The sequence below is a fragment of the Bacillus atrophaeus genome, assembly GCF_039519175.1.
Classification (GTDB): Bacteria; Bacillota; Bacilli; order Bacillales; family Bacillaceae; genus Bacillus; species Bacillus atrophaeus.
In genome coordinates this window covers 3,261,846-3,277,786 of record NZ_CP154443.1, presented here as the reverse complement: position 1 = coordinate 3,277,786, position 15,941 = coordinate 3,261,846, and the positions used below count along the sequence as shown (strand labels likewise).

General features: G+C 37.2%; 16 protein-coding genes and 4 pseudogenes. 11 read left to right on the top strand and 9 right to left on the bottom strand.

The features are described from left to right. Window positions 1–38: 38 nt before the first annotated feature. The 5 genes from AAHT65_RS16430 to AAHT65_RS16410 all read right to left on the bottom strand — a co-directional run bounded on the left by AAHT65_RS16430 (window position 39) and on the right by AAHT65_RS16410 (window position 3,763). Window positions 39–767: a DsbA family oxidoreductase gene (locus AAHT65_RS16430; RefSeq protein WP_343310510.1), complete on the bottom strand. Its 729-nt coding sequence runs from the start codon at window positions 765–767 to the stop codon at window positions 39–41. A 25-nt stretch (window positions 768–792) separates the two neighbouring features. Next, on the bottom strand, window positions 793–1,158 hold the full coding sequence (gene gcvH / locus AAHT65_RS16425) for a glycine cleavage system protein GcvH (RefSeq protein ID WP_106359542.1): 366 nt from the start codon (window positions 1,156–1,158) through the stop codon (window positions 793–795). An 84-nt stretch (window positions 1,159–1,242) separates the two neighbouring features. After that, entirely contained in the window at window positions 1,243–1,767 is a 525-nt protein-coding gene (locus AAHT65_RS16420) for an OsmC family protein (protein WP_106359543.1), read from the bottom strand. Window positions 1,768–1,863: 96 nt separating this feature from the next. After that, complete coding sequence (locus tag AAHT65_RS16415; protein WP_010788730.1) at window positions 1,864–2,436, bottom strand: TetR/AcrR family transcriptional regulator; 573 nt, start codon at window positions 2,434–2,436, stop codon at window positions 1,864–1,866. Between the two features lie 352 nt (window positions 2,437–2,788). After that, window positions 2,789–3,763, bottom strand: coding sequence for a LacI family DNA-binding transcriptional regulator (locus tag AAHT65_RS16410; protein ID WP_088117240.1), 975 nt, complete (start codon window positions 3,761–3,763; stop codon window positions 2,789–2,791). 235 nt (window positions 3,764–3,998) lie between these two features. Between AAHT65_RS16410 and AAHT65_RS16405 the strand changes: the two genes are divergently transcribed. The 6 genes and pseudogenes from AAHT65_RS16405 (at window position 3,999) to AAHT65_RS16380 (ending at window position 10,843) form a co-directional block, all read left to right on the top strand. Then, window positions 3,999–5,303: an ABC transporter substrate-binding protein gene (locus AAHT65_RS16405; protein ID WP_240515966.1), complete on the top strand. Its 1,305-nt coding sequence runs from the start codon at window positions 3,999–4,001 to the stop codon at window positions 5,301–5,303. Between the two features lie 12 nt (window positions 5,304–5,315). Beyond that, entirely contained in the window at window positions 5,316–6,254 is a 939-nt protein-coding gene (locus tag AAHT65_RS16400; protein WP_343310508.1) for a sugar ABC transporter permease, read from the top strand. Continuing rightward, the gene (locus AAHT65_RS16395) at window positions 6,251–7,099 is read left to right on the top strand and encodes a carbohydrate ABC transporter permease (RefSeq protein ID WP_088117238.1); all 849 of its coding nucleotides are present in this window, start codon (window positions 6,251–6,253) and stop codon (window positions 7,097–7,099) included. Before AAHT65_RS16400 ends, AAHT65_RS16395 begins: the two co-directional genes overlap by 4 nt. 31 nt (window positions 7,100–7,130) lie before the next feature. Continuing rightward, window positions 7,131–8,387: an MFS transporter gene (locus AAHT65_RS16390; protein ID WP_233529704.1), complete on the top strand. Its 1,257-nt coding sequence runs from the start codon at window positions 7,131–7,133 to the stop codon at window positions 8,385–8,387. Further along, window positions 8,380–9,879, top strand: a complete 1,500-nt coding sequence (locus AAHT65_RS16385) for a glycoside hydrolase family 32 protein (RefSeq protein ID WP_343310507.1) — start codon at window positions 8,380–8,382, stop codon at window positions 9,877–9,879. Before AAHT65_RS16390 ends, AAHT65_RS16385 begins: the two co-directional genes overlap by 8 nt. Continuing rightward, window positions 9,854–10,843, top strand: a pseudogene (locus tag AAHT65_RS16380) (carbohydrate kinase family protein). The gene AAHT65_RS16385 and the pseudogene AAHT65_RS16380 overlap by 26 nt, the downstream one beginning before the upstream one ends. A 201-nt stretch (window positions 10,844–11,044) precedes the next feature. Here AAHT65_RS16380 and AAHT65_RS16375 read toward each other — a convergent pair. Further along, a pseudogene (locus AAHT65_RS16375) lies at window positions 11,045–11,434 on the bottom strand (HNH/ENDO VII family nuclease); the annotation flags it as partial. A 192-nt stretch (window positions 11,435–11,626) separates the two neighbouring features. Between AAHT65_RS16375 and AAHT65_RS16370 the strand changes: the two are divergent. The 3 genes from AAHT65_RS16370 to AAHT65_RS16360 all read left to right on the top strand — a co-directional run bounded on the left by AAHT65_RS16370 (window position 11,627) and on the right by AAHT65_RS16360 (window position 13,629). Next, complete coding sequence (locus AAHT65_RS16370; RefSeq protein ID WP_063637729.1) at window positions 11,627–11,872, top strand: hypothetical protein; 246 nt, start codon at window positions 11,627–11,629, stop codon at window positions 11,870–11,872. A gap of 81 nt (window positions 11,873–11,953) precedes the next feature. Next, complete coding sequence (locus tag AAHT65_RS16365; RefSeq protein ID WP_343310506.1) at window positions 11,954–12,160, top strand: hypothetical protein; 207 nt, start codon at window positions 11,954–11,956, stop codon at window positions 12,158–12,160. A gap of 446 nt (window positions 12,161–12,606) precedes the next feature. Then, window positions 12,607–13,629 (top strand): hypothetical protein, encoded by a 1,023-nt coding sequence (locus tag AAHT65_RS16360; protein ID WP_343310505.1) that lies wholly within the window; start codon window positions 12,607–12,609, stop codon window positions 13,627–13,629. A 64-nt stretch (window positions 13,630–13,693) separates the two neighbouring features. Here AAHT65_RS16360 and AAHT65_RS16355 read toward each other — a convergent pair whose 3' ends face one another. Both AAHT65_RS16355 and AAHT65_RS16350 read right to left on the bottom strand, forming a co-directional pair. Then, a complete protein-coding gene (locus AAHT65_RS16355; RefSeq protein ID WP_343311551.1) occupies window positions 13,694–14,050 on the bottom strand; it encodes a hypothetical protein in 357 nt (118 codons plus the stop codon). A gap of 5 nt (window positions 14,051–14,055) precedes the next feature. Then, window positions 14,056–14,509 (bottom strand): annotated as a pseudogene (locus tag AAHT65_RS16350) (DUF4879 domain-containing protein). A 226-nt stretch (window positions 14,510–14,735) separates the two neighbouring features. Here AAHT65_RS16350 and AAHT65_RS16345 point away from each other — a divergent pair. Beyond that, entirely contained in the window at window positions 14,736–14,819 is an 84-nt protein-coding gene (locus tag AAHT65_RS16345; protein ID WP_157729177.1) for a putative holin-like toxin, read from the top strand. Window positions 14,820–15,121: 302 nt separating this feature from the next. Here the strand turns inward: AAHT65_RS16345 and AAHT65_RS16340 are convergent, their stop codons facing one another. After that, on the bottom strand, window positions 15,122–15,691 hold the full coding sequence (locus AAHT65_RS16340; protein WP_343310504.1) for a delta-aminolevulinic acid dehydratase: 570 nt from the start codon (window positions 15,689–15,691) through the stop codon (window positions 15,122–15,124). Between the two features lie 109 nt (window positions 15,692–15,800). Between AAHT65_RS16340 and AAHT65_RS16335 the strand changes: the two are divergent. Next, window positions 15,801–15,938: pseudogene (locus tag AAHT65_RS16335) on the top strand (aspartate phosphatase); the annotation flags it as partial. Window positions 15,939–15,941: the final 3 nt, after the last annotated feature.

Here is a 15,941-nt window from a genome sequence, read left to right as displayed (position 1 = left end):
AAAAACAAACTCATCTAAGAGAAATTTGTTGCTCCCACTTATTTTTTACTTGTAGGAATTCCACAGCTTCCATCAGTACAAAGTGTGTCATCCTCACTATTCACTGATAGATTCTTAAGTTTCAGTAACGGATTTTCTTCTTCCCATACCTTGTTGAGTGCCTCTAAGAAAGCCTCTGCTGGTTGTGCCCCAGAAACGGCGTATTTCTGATTTATAATTAAAAAGGGAACTCCAGAGATACCATAACGCTTAGCTTCTATTTGATCTGATCTTACCTCATCTGCATAAAGAGACTTGTCATTTAGGACCTTCAGAGCCTCTTGTCTATCTAAACCAGAAGCTTCTGCTAAATCTGCAAGAGTTTCATGATCACCTACATCCTTAGAATCAGTAAAGTGTGCATAGAGCAGAGTTTCCGAGATATCAGCTTCTTTTCCTTTTGTTTTTGCCCATTTTGTTAAGCGATGGGAATCAAACGTATTAGTTGGTTTCAAACCTTCTAAATTAAATGTTAATCCAACCTTTTTTGCACTTTGAGTTAAGTTTTCAAGGAACTGTTTTGTTTGTTCGGAATCCCCAAATTTAGGGAGTAATTTTTCATAATAACTTTGCCGGTTATATACTGGCGCACTAGGATCTAATTCAAAACTTTTATATTCAACTTTAACTTCATCTTTAAAAGGGAATTGTTTCAAAGCTTTTTCTAAATTTTGTTTACCTATATAACAAAAGGGACATGCTACATCAGACCAAACTTCAATTTTCATATGAACACTCCTTTAATTAAATTATTTAAATTTGGCTTACGTAATTATCGTATTCCTCCGCATTTAGAAGTTCTTTTATCTCCTCTGTGTTAGAAGCTTTTACTTTCAGTAACCACCCTTTATCGTACGGTGATTCATTCACAAATTCTGGACTATCTTCTAATTCTGTATTCACCTCTATAATCTGTCCGTTAATCGGAGAAAAAAGCTCAGATGTAGTTTTAACTGATTCAATACTCCCCAAGCTAGCATCTTGTACTATTGACGATCCCACTTCTGGGAGTTCTAGAAACACAATTTCTCCAAGCGTTGATTGAGCATAATCAGTAATTCCTAAGGTAACAATATTGTTGTCAACCTTTACCCATAAATGTTCTTTAGAATAATACATATCCGTTGTACTCCTTCAGTCAGTTATAAGCAAGTTACTGTACCTACCATTTGGTACAGTAACTTTTGAAAAATACTCTTATAATTACTTTTTTTTCTTATTGTGACTTAAAGATGCCTGAACATGAACATTTCTTTGGATTGTATTTTTGACAGGTGAAAGTTTCATGGCCTGTGCAACAAGTTCTTCAATCTGATGTTCATCCGCATCACTATCGACATTAAAATGCGCATTGATTTCATCAAAACCAGGATTTCCTTCTTTTAATCCTAAAAAGACATTCAAATCTAGTTGTCCTGAAACCTCTACTTCTAACGAGTTTATCTTGATTCCCATTCCACTAGCATTTGCAATAAACCCCACTGACAAGCAAGAACCTAGAGCGCTTAATAAATATTCCACTGGGTTTGCTCCCTTATTGGAACCTGCTAACCATTTTGGCTCATCAACATGAATAGGAGCATGATCACCTACTTTTGCCTCAACATGGAATCCATTATCCCATTTTACAGAAGATGACCAACTTCCAGTACCTTCAGCAGGATTTTTTTTGTATTGCTCCACTAAACCTTCAATAATACTCATATCAACACCATTTAATTTTGCCATTGTTTATCTCTCCTTCAGTACAGGATTGTACCTACCAGTCGGTACAAAAAGAGCTTAACATAAGGATAATAATATTGCAAGAAAAAAAACAGTTGACTATTCTAGATTAAATTGTTTTCGGATTACTTCTATAATGTCACTTAAAAAGTTGACGTTTTGTTGGTTTTTCATTAGCAAAATTCCTCCTTCAATCATAGCTACAATTGCTTGAGCATCTTTTTTAGTATCAAAGGAATCTAACAGACCTTGTTCAACCATTTCATTTAATGTAATCTCTATAGCTCCTATCCAACATTCAAATAAATGTTGAATTTTTACACGAAACGTTTCATCATGCTCACTCATTTCAATGGCTAAGTTTCCTATAGGACAACCTGATTTATTCTTCACTTCAGTATGAAAAGTAAGTGTTCTGTCCAGCATCATATTTAACTTATTTACTGGAGTATTATCCGACTGAAGAATATCTGATATTAACTCTGTTTGCCATTCATGGACTATAGATTCCACTACTGCTAAACCTAAATCATATTTAGATGAGAAGTAATGATAAAATTGGCCTTTTCCAATCTCTGCAGCCATAAGAATATCATTTATCGAGGTTGCTTGATATCCTTTAGAATAAATAATCTCTCTTGCAGCTGATATTATTTCATGTTTTTTAGACAAATTTCTCACACCTTAATCGCAAAGTTTAGTTTCTATATTATATGATTCCATTACGTTTTGCCAAGTAATTTAGAAATAGTTCATATTTCCATCATCTAGTATAGTCATCAGAACATTACTTTCATGTAATGAACAGTTAAGAAATACCTTAAATTATAAAAGCAGAACAAATAGAAGCAGTTTTAACGGCTCCCCTGCCCTAGCACCATGTAAATAATAAACGGCAGAAATTCTATTCCTACCCGTTTCATATCGTGTACGATTCTGAATGAGCTCGAAACAGACACCCTTCCCTGATTTTTGAGAAATAATATTACTCGATTACACAATAGAGTACCTACTCCAGCAATTTTTAAGTTGTCCTACCTTCGAAAAGCTGTACGGGCAAATACGTTTCAAGTGGCAAATCATCAAATTTGCCTTCAATTTGTTTTTCTAAAATCTCAATAGCCGTTTTGGAAATTAATTCGATCGGCTGTTGGATCGTAGTCAATTCTGGCAGAATAGCCTGAATGGTTTCTGTTCCGTCATAACCAATCACTTTTAATTGACCTGGAATGTCTTTTCCACGTTTTTTGGCTTCCGTAATGACTCCTGCAGCTATGATATCATCACTGGCAAAAATTCCGTCAACTGCAGGCTGTTCATCAAATAGTTTTGAAATGATGTTCCGGTAGTTTTCATGAAACGACACTTCATATGTAATAGGCTGTCTTCCGTGTTCACGCATAACATCTTCATATGCTTTTCTCCTGAGATTTGCAGGTGTTTCAAGTTCAATCGGCCCATTGATGTGAATGATGTGCTGACAGTCCTTTTGTATAAGTAGTTCTGCTGCCTTTTTTCCTCCGTCAAAGTTATCTGAGCCGACAACAGGAACTTTTTCCGATAAGTAATGGTCAATTGCGACAATCGGAAGATTTTGCTGGTGATAATTGAGTATTCCCCGGTTGTAAGTGACGGCGATGACGCCATCCACTTGATTTCTAATCAGCATTTCAAGATATTTTTCTTCTTTATCTATTCGATTTAAACTGTTGCAAAGCAGCAGTTTATAGCCCCTAGACGTGCAGATGCTTTCAATATAAAAGGCAAGTTCGCCGAAAAACGGATTGCTGGAGTTTGGAATGATAAGCCCTATTAAATTGGTACGCTTTCGAAATAAAGAACGGGCCAAATCATTTGGAAAGTAATTGATTTCTTCCATTGCCTTGTAAACTTTATCTTTTGTTTTTTCGCTAATATAGCCGCGATTATTTAATACCCTCGAAACGGTTGTAGATGAAACTCCCGCTATTTTTGCAACATCATGAATGCTAGGCTTCATTCCCTTTCCCCCTGCTTTACTGAAATGGCTTACAATACTCATCACGCACTTATTTTAGAGAATCAGACTAACATGTGCAAGGATTTTCCATAGATCATATTGCAATGCACAGATTTGTTCTATAAATTTAGAATTATTCATAAATTGTATGTCAACCGGTTGACACACGAAACCGGTTGACATACAATTCTTTTTGAAAGCGCTTTTACATTTTTGTGCAAAAGGAGGGAAATTAATGAATATGAAAAGGTTGATGTTAGGAAGTTTGTCACTGTTGCTCATGTTTGCAGTCTGGGGTTGTAACAAAAGTGAAAGTGCAAATAGCGGCGGGAAGAAAATGATTTCGATGTGGGTGCATGTATCTGATGATAACGAAGAAGGAAAGATTTATAAAAAAAGGGTGGATGCTTTTAATAAAAAGTACGCTTCAGAAAATGTCGAGGCAAAAATCGAATTCATTCCCCGTAGCGGAAACGGTGGAGGTTATGAAGACAAAGTGAATGCGGCACTAACAACGAACACCCTGCCTGATGTCATCACTTTGGACGGACCAAATACTGCGGCTTATGCGAAATCTGGCGTTATTGCACCTTTAGATGAGTATATTAAAGACCAAGATGATTTATTGCCAAGTATTAAGCAGCAAGGCACCTACCAAGGTAAACTATATGCCCTCGGCGTCAGTGAATCGTCGGTCGGCATCTACTATAACAAAAAAATGCTTAAGGATGCCGGGATTGATTTGAAAACGCTACCAACAGTAAAAGATCCTTGGACATGGAAAGATTTTCTTGAGCTTTGCAAAAAGCTGAAAAATAAATACGATAAACCAGCTATCGATATGCAATTACAGTCAAAAGACGAAATATTGACTTATGCGCTCTTACCATTTGTTTGGTCAGCTGGTGGGGATATTCTTTCAGAAAATGGGAAGAAAGCGGATGGCATCTTTAATAAAAAACCAACCGTTGAAGCGATGACGTTTATCCAAACGATGCTTAAAGAGGGCTATACAACACGTACCCCTGTCAAACAAGCGTTTGAAACTGAGAAATACCCGATGAAGATGAGCGGCGTGTGGACAATAACCGATCTAAAAACAAACTTTTCCAACATCGATTATGGAGTGATGCCATATCCTGTATCGCCAAAAACCAAAAAGCTTGTCTCTCCTTCAGGAAGCTGGCAGTTCGCAATGACACAAGCGTCTGAAAATAAAGAGTGGGCAGCAAAATTAGTAGATTGGATGACTAATAAGGATTCCAATATCGAATTGAGCCGATCAATCGCCGCCCTGCCTGTACGTTATTCATCAGAGAAAGTGCTGACAAAAGAATTTTCTGATGAAATGAATGTCTTTATGCAACAGCTGAAAGAAACGGGTCATGCACGTCCGGTGACACCGGCATATCCGCAGGTAACTCGAGCATTTCAACAAACAATCGATGACATTAGCTTTTATGATCAAAACCAGGATATTCAAAAAGTGCTAGATACACGTGTAAAAGAAATGCAATCTGCCATCGATAAGGCAAACTAACAGGTGGACGCCATGAATAAAACCATATTGAAAGATACTAGGCCGGCCTTTCCATTAGAAAGAAAGACAGTGAATAAAATACGCTGGCGGGAAAACGCAGTCGCATATATGTTCTTAGGACCGGCGTTGCTTATTTTATTAATGTTTCTTGTGATTCCTTCCATCATGGCTGTGTACTACGCATTTACAGATTACTATTTGCTGACGCCTGATTTGCGTAAGTTTATCGGCTTTGATAATTTCATCAAACTTTTTCAGGATCCAATATTCTTAAAAAGTCTGGGCAACACCATTACATTTGTCGGCTTTTTGATACCGCTACAGATCGGGACAGCACTCGGGCTTGCCCTACTATTGAATAAAAAGCGCAAAGCCAACGTTTTTTTCAAAATCGCATACTTTAGTCCTGTCGTCATGTCACTGGTTGTCATCTCCGTTTTGTGGATGTACTTGCTGAATCCGAATGAAGGTATGATAAATAATGTATTGGCGCACTTCGGTCTATCACCCCAGCCTTTCTTGACGAGCCCTAAGCAAGCAATCTTTACGATCGTTGTCGTTTCCGCTTGGCAGGGAGCAGGTTTTCAGATGCTCATTTTTTTAGCTGGTTTGCAAAACATTCCCGAGGATGTCTACGAGGCGGCGGAATTAGATGGTATGAACAAATGGCAGCGTTTTATTTACATTACATTACCATTGTTAAAACCGACATCTGTTTTTATCTTTATCACAACGCTGATCAGCGCGTTTAAACTCCTTGTTCAGCCCATGGTTATGACCCAGGGCGGACCAGTGAATTCAACGATGACGGTTGTCTATTATATTTATCAAACTGGATTTACCGATCGGATGGTCGGATATGCAAGCTCGATCGCGCTCTTGTTTGGAACGATTATTGGATTGGTGACACTCACACAACGCAAGCTGGTTAAGGAGGATGAAGATCATTGAGACGCAAGTTCGGGCCTTTGACAATTCTGGAGTATACGTGTCTTGTTTTGCTGGCCGTTCTATTTATCTTTCCGCTAATTTGGATGATTGCATCTTCAATGAAACCGGAAGCGGAAATTTATAACAATATGAACAGCTTCAAAGCGTTTCTCCCTTCTCTTCATCTGGCAGAATGGTTTTCGTCCTATAGGGAAGTGCTGACTCGGTTTGATTTGCTTATGTATATTGGTAACAGTCTTTTTTATGGTTTGTGCGTAGCAGCTGGATCCGTTGTGATTAACGGAATGGCAGGGTTTGCATTCGCCAAACTGAAATTTTCAGGGAAAAAGATGCTCTTTGGCATTTTGTTGGCGCTTTTAATTGTACCGTTTGAAACAATTTTAATCTCACAGTTTACAATTATTCACAAAATCGGTTTGGTCGATACACGCCTTGCCGTTATTTTGCCGGCATTAGCGGGGGCATTCAATATTTATTTGTTCAGAAACTTTTTCATGGCAATTCCGGAGGAAATGATTGAATCGGCCAAGCTTGACGGAGCAAATACATGGCAAATCTTTTGGCGGATTATGATACCGATGTCTAAACCAGCTGTCGCCACTGTCGGAACCTTAGCCTTTATCGGCAGCTGGAATGATTATATTTGGCCGCTAATGGTTTTGACGGATAAGTCGAAATTTCCGGTTCAAGTTGCGATTACAGCTATCAACAGCTCAGAGCCTGTCTACACAAATCAAGTTATGGCTGTATTGACGATTTCCACCATTCCATTGATCTTGATTTATATTGTGGCTCAGCGCTACATTTTGGAAGGTCTTAGCGGTTCAGGAACAGGTATTAAGTAGATATCAATGTTGGGTTAAAGGAGCTGTAGAAATGAAAGGCTCAAAAAGTCTGTATTGGAAACTGAGCGCTTATCTTTTCTTTTTCTTTTTCACATGGTCTTCCAGCTACTCTTTGTTTGCGATTTGGTTGGGACAGGAAGTCAAATTGAATGGATCGGCGACTGGGATTATCTTTTCTGTAAACGCTATCTTTACTTTATGCATGCAGCCTTTATATGGCTTTATCTCTGATAAACTTGGGCTGAAGAAAAACATATTATTTATGATTAGTGTACTTATCGTTTTTACCGGGCCGTTTTATATCTTTATCTACGGGCCGCTTTTACAATATAATGTCTTCCTCGGTGCCATTGTCGGTGGTATTTATCTAGGAACTGCTTTTCTTGCGGGAGTTGGCGCTATTGAAACCTATATTGAAAAGGTCAGCCGAAAATATCAGTTCGAATACGGCAAGACAAGGATGTGGGGTTCACTTGGCTGGGCGGCAGCAACATTTTTTGCAGGACAGCTGTTCAATATCAATCCGAATATCAATTTCTGGATTGCGTCCCTTTCAGCAGTTATATTGGTGGCCATTATTATGTCCATAAAAATTGAGATGACGGATTATGATAAGGAAAGAGCGGATTCTATCCGGTTAAAAGACGTAGGAGGACTTTTTCTATTAAAAGACTTTTGGTTTTTAATGTTGTACGTAATCGGGGTGACATGCGTGTACGGCGTCTATGATCAGCAATTCCCGATTTACTACGCTTCTTTATTTCCCACTTCAGCTATGGGGAATCAAATATTTGGATATTTAAACTCATTTCAAGTATTTCTTGAAGCGGGCATGTTGTTTTTGGCCCCCTTTATTGTTAACAGACTCGGTCCTAAAAAAAGCTTGATTCTCGCGGGACTTTTGATGTCTTTCCGTATTATTGGGTCTGGAATTGTCATCGGGCCGTTCGGAATTTCATCGATGAAACTAATTCATGCTTTAGAATTGCCAATCATGCTGATTGCGATTTTCAAGTATTTAGCCGCGAATTTTGATACACGTCTTTCATCAGTTCTTTACCTTGTCGGCTTTCAATTTGCATCTCAAGTAGGTACATCGATTTTCTCCCCGATTGCGGGTGGTTTATACGACAGTATAGGTTTCCGTCAAACATATCTATTCATGGGAGCCTTGGCTTTATGTTTCACAATCATTTCAATTTTTACTTTATTAGATTCAAAGAAAGGCGTTGCGTATACTCAACCTTTTCGAAAAAACAGATATAGAGAGGATGTCACGAATGGATAGAATCCAACAGGCAGAGGAAGCTTTGAAAAAAGCGGAGGAAAAGATGAACACTCGTTATCGATTAGGGTACCATATTATGCCCCGAGCAAACTGGATAAATGACCCGAATGGGCTTATTCACTATAAAGGAGAATACCATGTCTTTTATCAGCATCATCCATATGATGAGAATTGGGCCCAAATGCATTGGGGCCATGTAAAAAGTAAAGATCTCATACATTGGGAACATCTTCCGGTCGCTTTAGCCCCCGGTGACTCTTTTGATAAAAGCGGCTGTTTCTCAGGAAGCGCAGTAGATTATAATGGAAAACTTGCTTTAATTTATACAGGGCATATTGTGATAGATCAAGAGAAAGACATTTTCTATCAAAATCAAAATATCGCTGTCAGCCAAGATGGGATCGTGTTTGAAAAGCTTCAGGAAAACCCTGTTATTGCGAAACCGCCAGAAGACAGCTCCCGCCATTTCCGAGATCCTAAAGTATGGAAGCATCGTAATAGCTGGTATATGGTAGTCGGGAACTCAACGAAAGAAAACGTCGGACGAGTTATTTTATACAACTCGCCCAATTTGCGAGATTGGGAATACAAAGGTGTTCTTGCCCAAAGTGATGGAGATCTAGGCTATATGTGGGAATGTCCTGACTTCTTCAAATTGGGCGACAAACATGTCTTGCTGATTTCTCCTCAGGGCATTGAAGCAGACGGTGACTTATATAAGAATTTGCATCAAACTGGCTACTTAATTGGAGAATATAACGATGAAACCAACGAGTTTGTGTATGGCGCTTTTACAGAGCTGGATCACGGCCATGACTTTTATGCTGTACAAACGTTATTAGATGATAAAGGACGCAGAATTGCCATAGGTTGGATGGATATGTGGGAATCTGAGATGCCGACAAAAGCTGATGGATGGTGCGGTGCTTTGACATTACCGAGAGAATTAACATTGCGGGATGATCATAAAATTTTGATGAATCCTGTGGAAGAAACTAAGTTGTTGCGGGAATCGGAACATCGGGAATGTACGAATCAGTTAATTTCAGGGAGCTATTTGGCGATAACAACCGTAGAGCTTCTGGAAGTACTAGTCGTGTATGATTTAACGGATTGCAGTGCCCAAACGGTAGGTTTGAAAATTCGCGGCCTTGAAGAAGAAGAGACAGTCATCAAGTACAGCTTAACGGATCAAAAGCTGACACTCGATTGCTCCAAGATGGGGAAATCCCAGGACGGTGTGAGAAATGCACGACTAGAAGCAAATGAAAAGCTGACGCTACGCATGTTTATTGACAGATCCTCGATTGAAGTATTCGCCAACCATGGAGAAATAACGATGACTAGCCGCATTTATCCGAAAAAAGATCGATTAGGAATTGAGCTGTTTTCTGAGAAAGGCGCTATAAGGGTTGAGGAATTCACCTATTGGACTTTAAAAGACATCTGGAAGGAAGATGAATCGCTTGAAAAAAATATTTTGCATCGGTGAAACACTAATTGATTTCATTCCAGTCCAAAAAGAAAGGGCTTTACAAGATGTTACATCCTTTGAGCGCGTTGCCGGCGGTGCGCCAATGAATGCGGCAATCGCAGCTGCAAAATACGGCGCGCATGCCGTCATGCACGAAAATTGCCAATGATCATTTCGGGGATTATATAGTTGGCGTACTTGAAGAAAATGGAGTAGATACTTCTTATATTATTCAAAGCGATGAAGGTGAAACCGGACTGGCATTTGTATCCGTAGACAAGTCTGGGAAAAGATGCTTTCATTTTTATCGGAAGAATGCCGCCGATTTGCTGCTTTCACCGGGTGAGGTAAAGACGGAATGGTTTCAGCAAGGAGATCTGCTAAACTTTTGTTCGATAGACTTAGTTGATAGTCCGATGAAACAAACACATATCAAAGTCATCGAAGACTTTCAAAGAATCGGTGGAATCATTAGTTTTGATCCCAATATCAGGCTCCCTTTATGGACTGATGAGACAAACTGCCGCGAGACGATTCTGAGTTTTTTGCCTTATGCGGATATCGTGAAAGTGTCTGATGAGGATTGCAATTTATCACAAATTTTGACGATGAGCAAGAAGCCGTTGCATCACTTTTTACCGACCGTGTTAAAGTCGCTGTCCTGACAAAGGGATGCGACGGTGCGGCGATTTATTTAAAAAATGGCGAGTCATACGAAGATAAAGGGTTTAAAGTCGCTGTTTCCGACACAACCGGTGCGGGCGATGCCTTTATCGGCGGCTTTTTATCTGAATTAATGTCGATCGGCATTGCAAAGCAGACGCTGTGCGAACAAGTAAGTAAACATCACCGGCGCTTGCTGACGTTTGCAAATGCAAGCGGAGCCCTCACAGCTTCTGTAAAAGGAGCGATTCACGCAGCCCCGGGTAAACAGCATGTGGTGAACTTTATTTCGGCCAGAACGGCAATCCATGAAAAATAAGAACATTGAAATAATCCACTCATATTATTAAAGGAGTGGATTATTTTTCTTACACTGCACCAACTCTTATAGTAGTTTAATGTTAACGTTCTGCCATGAAAGACAAAAAACGTTAACTCATCTACTAAAAAGACTTACTTATAAAGTCATCATCTTCAGCGTTTTGCTTAATAATTTCTTCAATTTCACGATAATTCATAGTTAATCTACTCCTTTCTCAAATTGACTCGCTCTCCATTTCCAATATTTTCGTTGGAAACTTTTATACAGAAGACGTAACTCCCTGTCATTTCTAAAACTTTCTCCACCCTTTTTTAATCCATGGAGGTACTTTACTATTATTTTTATGAACAGAAGCCGGTATTTCAACCATTGAACCTAGCTCTTCTTGAATTAAATGATGTAAGTTGATCTTTGTGCATCATTAGCAAATGGAGCATCCCCTTTTTTCATAATTTACAAATTTGTTTTTCCACTTTCAGAGTCAACTCTGTTTATATCAATATCCTTTAATGTGTATACTCTTCGACTTACATCTTTAGTTTTTCCTGCAGCTTTTACTTTGCCATCAACTTCATATGAATCATACTTTTAGAATATCGAAAGAACTGGATGATCTGTTCTTTGATGCAATGATTCATCATAATTTAAGTATCACCTACTCGGCAGCAAATAGATCACAAGATTGTTTGAATCCTCTTAAAAGAACCCTTAGAAATGATGAATGATGTGGTCAGTATATTATATAAATTCTATATACATGATTACCAAGGAGCTTTTAAAATGGGATATAAAGATAAGGCATTATATTATTACAAAAAAGGACAGGATAATCTGAATCAAAAAGAGAATAAAGTGTATGAGGCTAAAATAAACAATATTTATGAGTTCCTTCAAAAAAATCCAAGCAAAATCATTGATCGTTGTCGAAGTCATATCCATTGTTTAATTGAAAAAAATGACTTGGATAGTGTCCATGATCTGGCTTTACTTATATCTGATTACTTTTCAGAGCAAGAGTACTACTAAATGGAGGCTCTTGATTTTTCTAATCACGCTATTTTAGCCGAGAAGAAATTGAAGCAGTTGGAGGGAATTTAATGAAAAAGTTTGATCCTTTGTGCAGCAATTACAGCAGCGGGCTTAAGTGGATTAGTTGCAGTCAGTAATAGCTATACAGCCTCGTCCGGTGTTCAAGTAACAGAAAAACCCGTTGGAACTTATATGCTGTTGGCAGAAAAACCAGTAGGCACATCTATGAAGCCCAATGAGGGTTTTTTTATTATTGGAAAAATAATTAACAGATTGAAAATTTAACACACATTACTATTTGTTCTTTTTTTAAATAAAAAAGTGCTTAGCTTATAGGCAAGTTTCATATCCCAAAAGTTATAAGATAAAGCAGAATCTAATTTTATTTTGGCAGTACGATTACAAAAATAATGCTGTTATTGCATTGCAATATAAGAGCAGAAATATCAACTTAAACAATGATGTTGTTGTGCTCTTATCAAATCTCCAAGGGAAAACCTGTCCCAATTAGCTGGCAGTAAAACAGGGAAGCCTTATTCAGTTGCTACAACCTTATTGTTCTAAACTTGTGTGGCAATCATACAAAAACACAAAAGGAACTGACTTAGACAGTAACGGAGGTGCAATAGTCACACCTGCAGATATTGATCGTTCATTAAAAACTGTTAGCTACTGATAATTTTACTGGATTTTTTTCAAGTGTCTTTTTATTTAAAAGATAGGAGCGTTGTATGAAAAAGTCTTATGTTTTATATGGGATTTCAGGAGTTCTAATTGGTGTCGTAGTAGCAATATTGTTCATTAATATTTTCTTTATTAATAAAGATGAACACTCTGTAAGCGCTTCTAAAATTGACCCAGCCGAGGATAAAATCTTCTTTATCTATTCAAATCCTTTTATCAAGAAAAGTGCACTAATATCCACGTCACAAGGAGAAAAATTCAACAAGCGATATTTTAAAGTACCAGATATACCATACATACAGAAAAAATTCCATTCTTCAGACAATATTGTCTTACTAGCTGAACATGAACCGTATTATTACACATTAAATAACAACACAATTAAGCAACATAAATTATCCAATCCATTCGCTTTTTGGTATCAAGGAGAGAATGTTTCTGTAAAAGCCTATAATGTCGACACTAATGGGAATGAGTTGAAAGTAAAGGATAAAAAGTTTAATAAAAAATACAGCTTAACTTTACCCTCCCTAGTAACCACGGGAGCAAGCGACGATAAATATATTTACGTCATTCAAGGAATGTCTATTTACGTCATTGATAGAAAAACAGAAGAGATTATTAAAACACTTGGATTAGCCTCCTATGCAGATTTATTTGATCACTCTGACAATTATATTGTAGCCAGCTCAGACCATGAACTAACTATAATTGAAAAAGGATCATGGAAATCAAAATTCCTTAAATATCCTGATGATCTTGATCAAGCAGACGCTGTACATTATGACGAAAAAAGTGAAAAATTTTACGTTACATATATAAATAAATCTAGTAACGCAGGTTTACTGGAGATTAATAAAGATTTTTCTTTTGAAAAATTCGATTTAAAATTCCCGTATATGAGTGCAAAATTTAAAGATCAAAAACTTTATATTGTTTCGCAAGAGGAAAACAAAAAAGGTATTGGGGGCTACATGGGGATTTTTGATATCCGTACTAAAAAGAAACTTAATGAATTTAATTTACCTGAAGAAACAACAAAAGTGCAAGACTTTATGGTTTTAGATTAACCACTGATCATAGGTCAGCTCAAATAAAACCCCTTTCCGTTTATGGATAAGGGGTTTTAATATTTTAAATTGAATTTTTATAAGCATTAATAGCTTCGTTTCGCAACAGCATATTATTTTTGTTAACCATGCCTAAGTTGTAAGCTTTTTTGATAATATCTAATACCTGAGAATCCAATGCTGACACATTGCCTCCTGCAGTAAATCTTGATTTCCAGTCATCTAAAGACTTATTCAAATCAAGCGTGCTTTTTTTATTCTCAGGTTTAACTACCTCATTTTTCTCTAGTTTTTCACAGAATTCATCAAAACTAATCGATGATTGATGAGCACTATTTCCACCGTACCCTTCAGTTGCTAAGCTGCAAAATGCTAAGAATTTTGGATCTTTAATCACATTGTAATTAGATATGCTAATCACCTTGTTCACTCTCTTTCAAGATCAATTTTTTGGCTGTAAAGAAAAGTAGTGCCTGAGCTCAATACTTTAATCTGTATAGAGTTATCTTGAAGTGCGTCCATTGGAATCTCAAAATATTTATCCCAACCTATTACCACCTTATTTTGGCCAAGGATGGCATCAGATTTGAACATCTTAGCTGTACCATCGTATAAAAGGTTTTTTCCGTTTTTCCCAGTTATCACACTAAACTTTGTGTAGCCCATAAAACGTGCTTTAACGTATAATGTGTCTCCTTTTAAAACATTTGTTGCTTTGTTTTGACTAAATGAAACGTCATCCCAGACTAAATTATTTCCATCTGATGTATGCCCGTTATTTGCAGAAAGTAAAGTGGTAATGGTTCTGCTCTTTTACTTTTGATGAATCAGTGAAAGTAAAAGCTACAACTGTTAGAAAAGCAAACAGCACATAAGTTATTCTTTTTTCATTTTCCTAAATAATCCTTGGAATAAGTTTACATATTAAATATCGACAACCAAATGGAATTGTTTAATATTTGAAATAAAAAAGACCCTGCATTAAGCAAGTTCTTTTCACTTTGGAAATATGTAACGACATGTTCATTTGTCTGTTGTATAATTATTCCTGTACATAAAGTTTGCTCACTCAAGAGAGTCTTGCTCATCCCTATGAGGGGAGGCTTATGTCAACATTTCAAGCAGTAATGCTGATGCTTGCTTTTGGGTCGTTTATATTCGCCCTGTTGACGTATATAAATAAAAAATAGACCTCCCTTGAGCCTGGAAACCTTAAAGGGTTAGGTCTACGCAGATTGAGCATCGAGCAAGCCCTTTGATGGGCAGCTTTTTGTACAAACAGTGGCCTGTGGGTGTTAGCGCACCCCAGATCTTTTTATTTTATGCATTTCCTTTTAGAGAAATACATAGGTGTAATCACTTTATATGCTGTACACTATGTACAGCATATATTAAAACCGATTATAACATATTTCCATGAAATGCATTACTTCAAGATTCAAAAAACTCATCTTATTAAGGGGAATTTATTCTCTACTAAGGAGTGATTTCCTTATTTGGAACTATGTCTATTATAAAAAAATCTATACATTGAAGTTTCTTGATCAATTGATTTTGCGATTTCAAACGCTTCTTTCTGGCTTCTTTTATTATTTATAATTTCATACATAAATTTAATCAAAAACATTAAATTTGAGTTGCCATCTAAGTAATCATTAGGAGCTATGTAGGAATGACAACCACATTTAAGAAATGCTTTTGCTAACGACTCAGTTCCTAAAGTGCAGCCTGAAGCTATAACTTTTAAGTTATTCAAATTGGTATAGCGAATAACATCCTGATCATCGAAAAACTCTCCTCTTGGCTCATTATCTTCATAGACTTCCTCACCAAGTTCAGGCATACAAAACCTTCCTTCATCTCCGTGGAAGTTTAATATTAAATAATCAACTTTTTTATCAAGATCTTCACCAGATAGAACATCAACGAGATCATTCGGTCTTCCTATCCAATGCATTGTTACTCTTGCCCCAAAGTACTCCAGTGTTGAACGTAATGCAAATGAATCCATATCACAATCTGGTCCAGTGACTAAACTGATAAATAATTCTGGTTTACTCATTTCAGCATACCCCCTTGTTCATCTACACTATTCCTATTTAAATTTTATTGCAATTAGAGCGGCTTTAAGAATAGAGTCTCAAATGTGTTTAAACCGCTCCTAACCCCCTTTAAAACAGCAAAATGATCTTGAAAGTGTAGATGAATTGGCTTACATAGCTGCAAAAAGGTTTGAATCAATAGGTGCTTTTGAAGAAGCAACAAGCTTTTTCAATGAAAAAATTTGGGCTGAACAGGAATCAGGTGAAGGG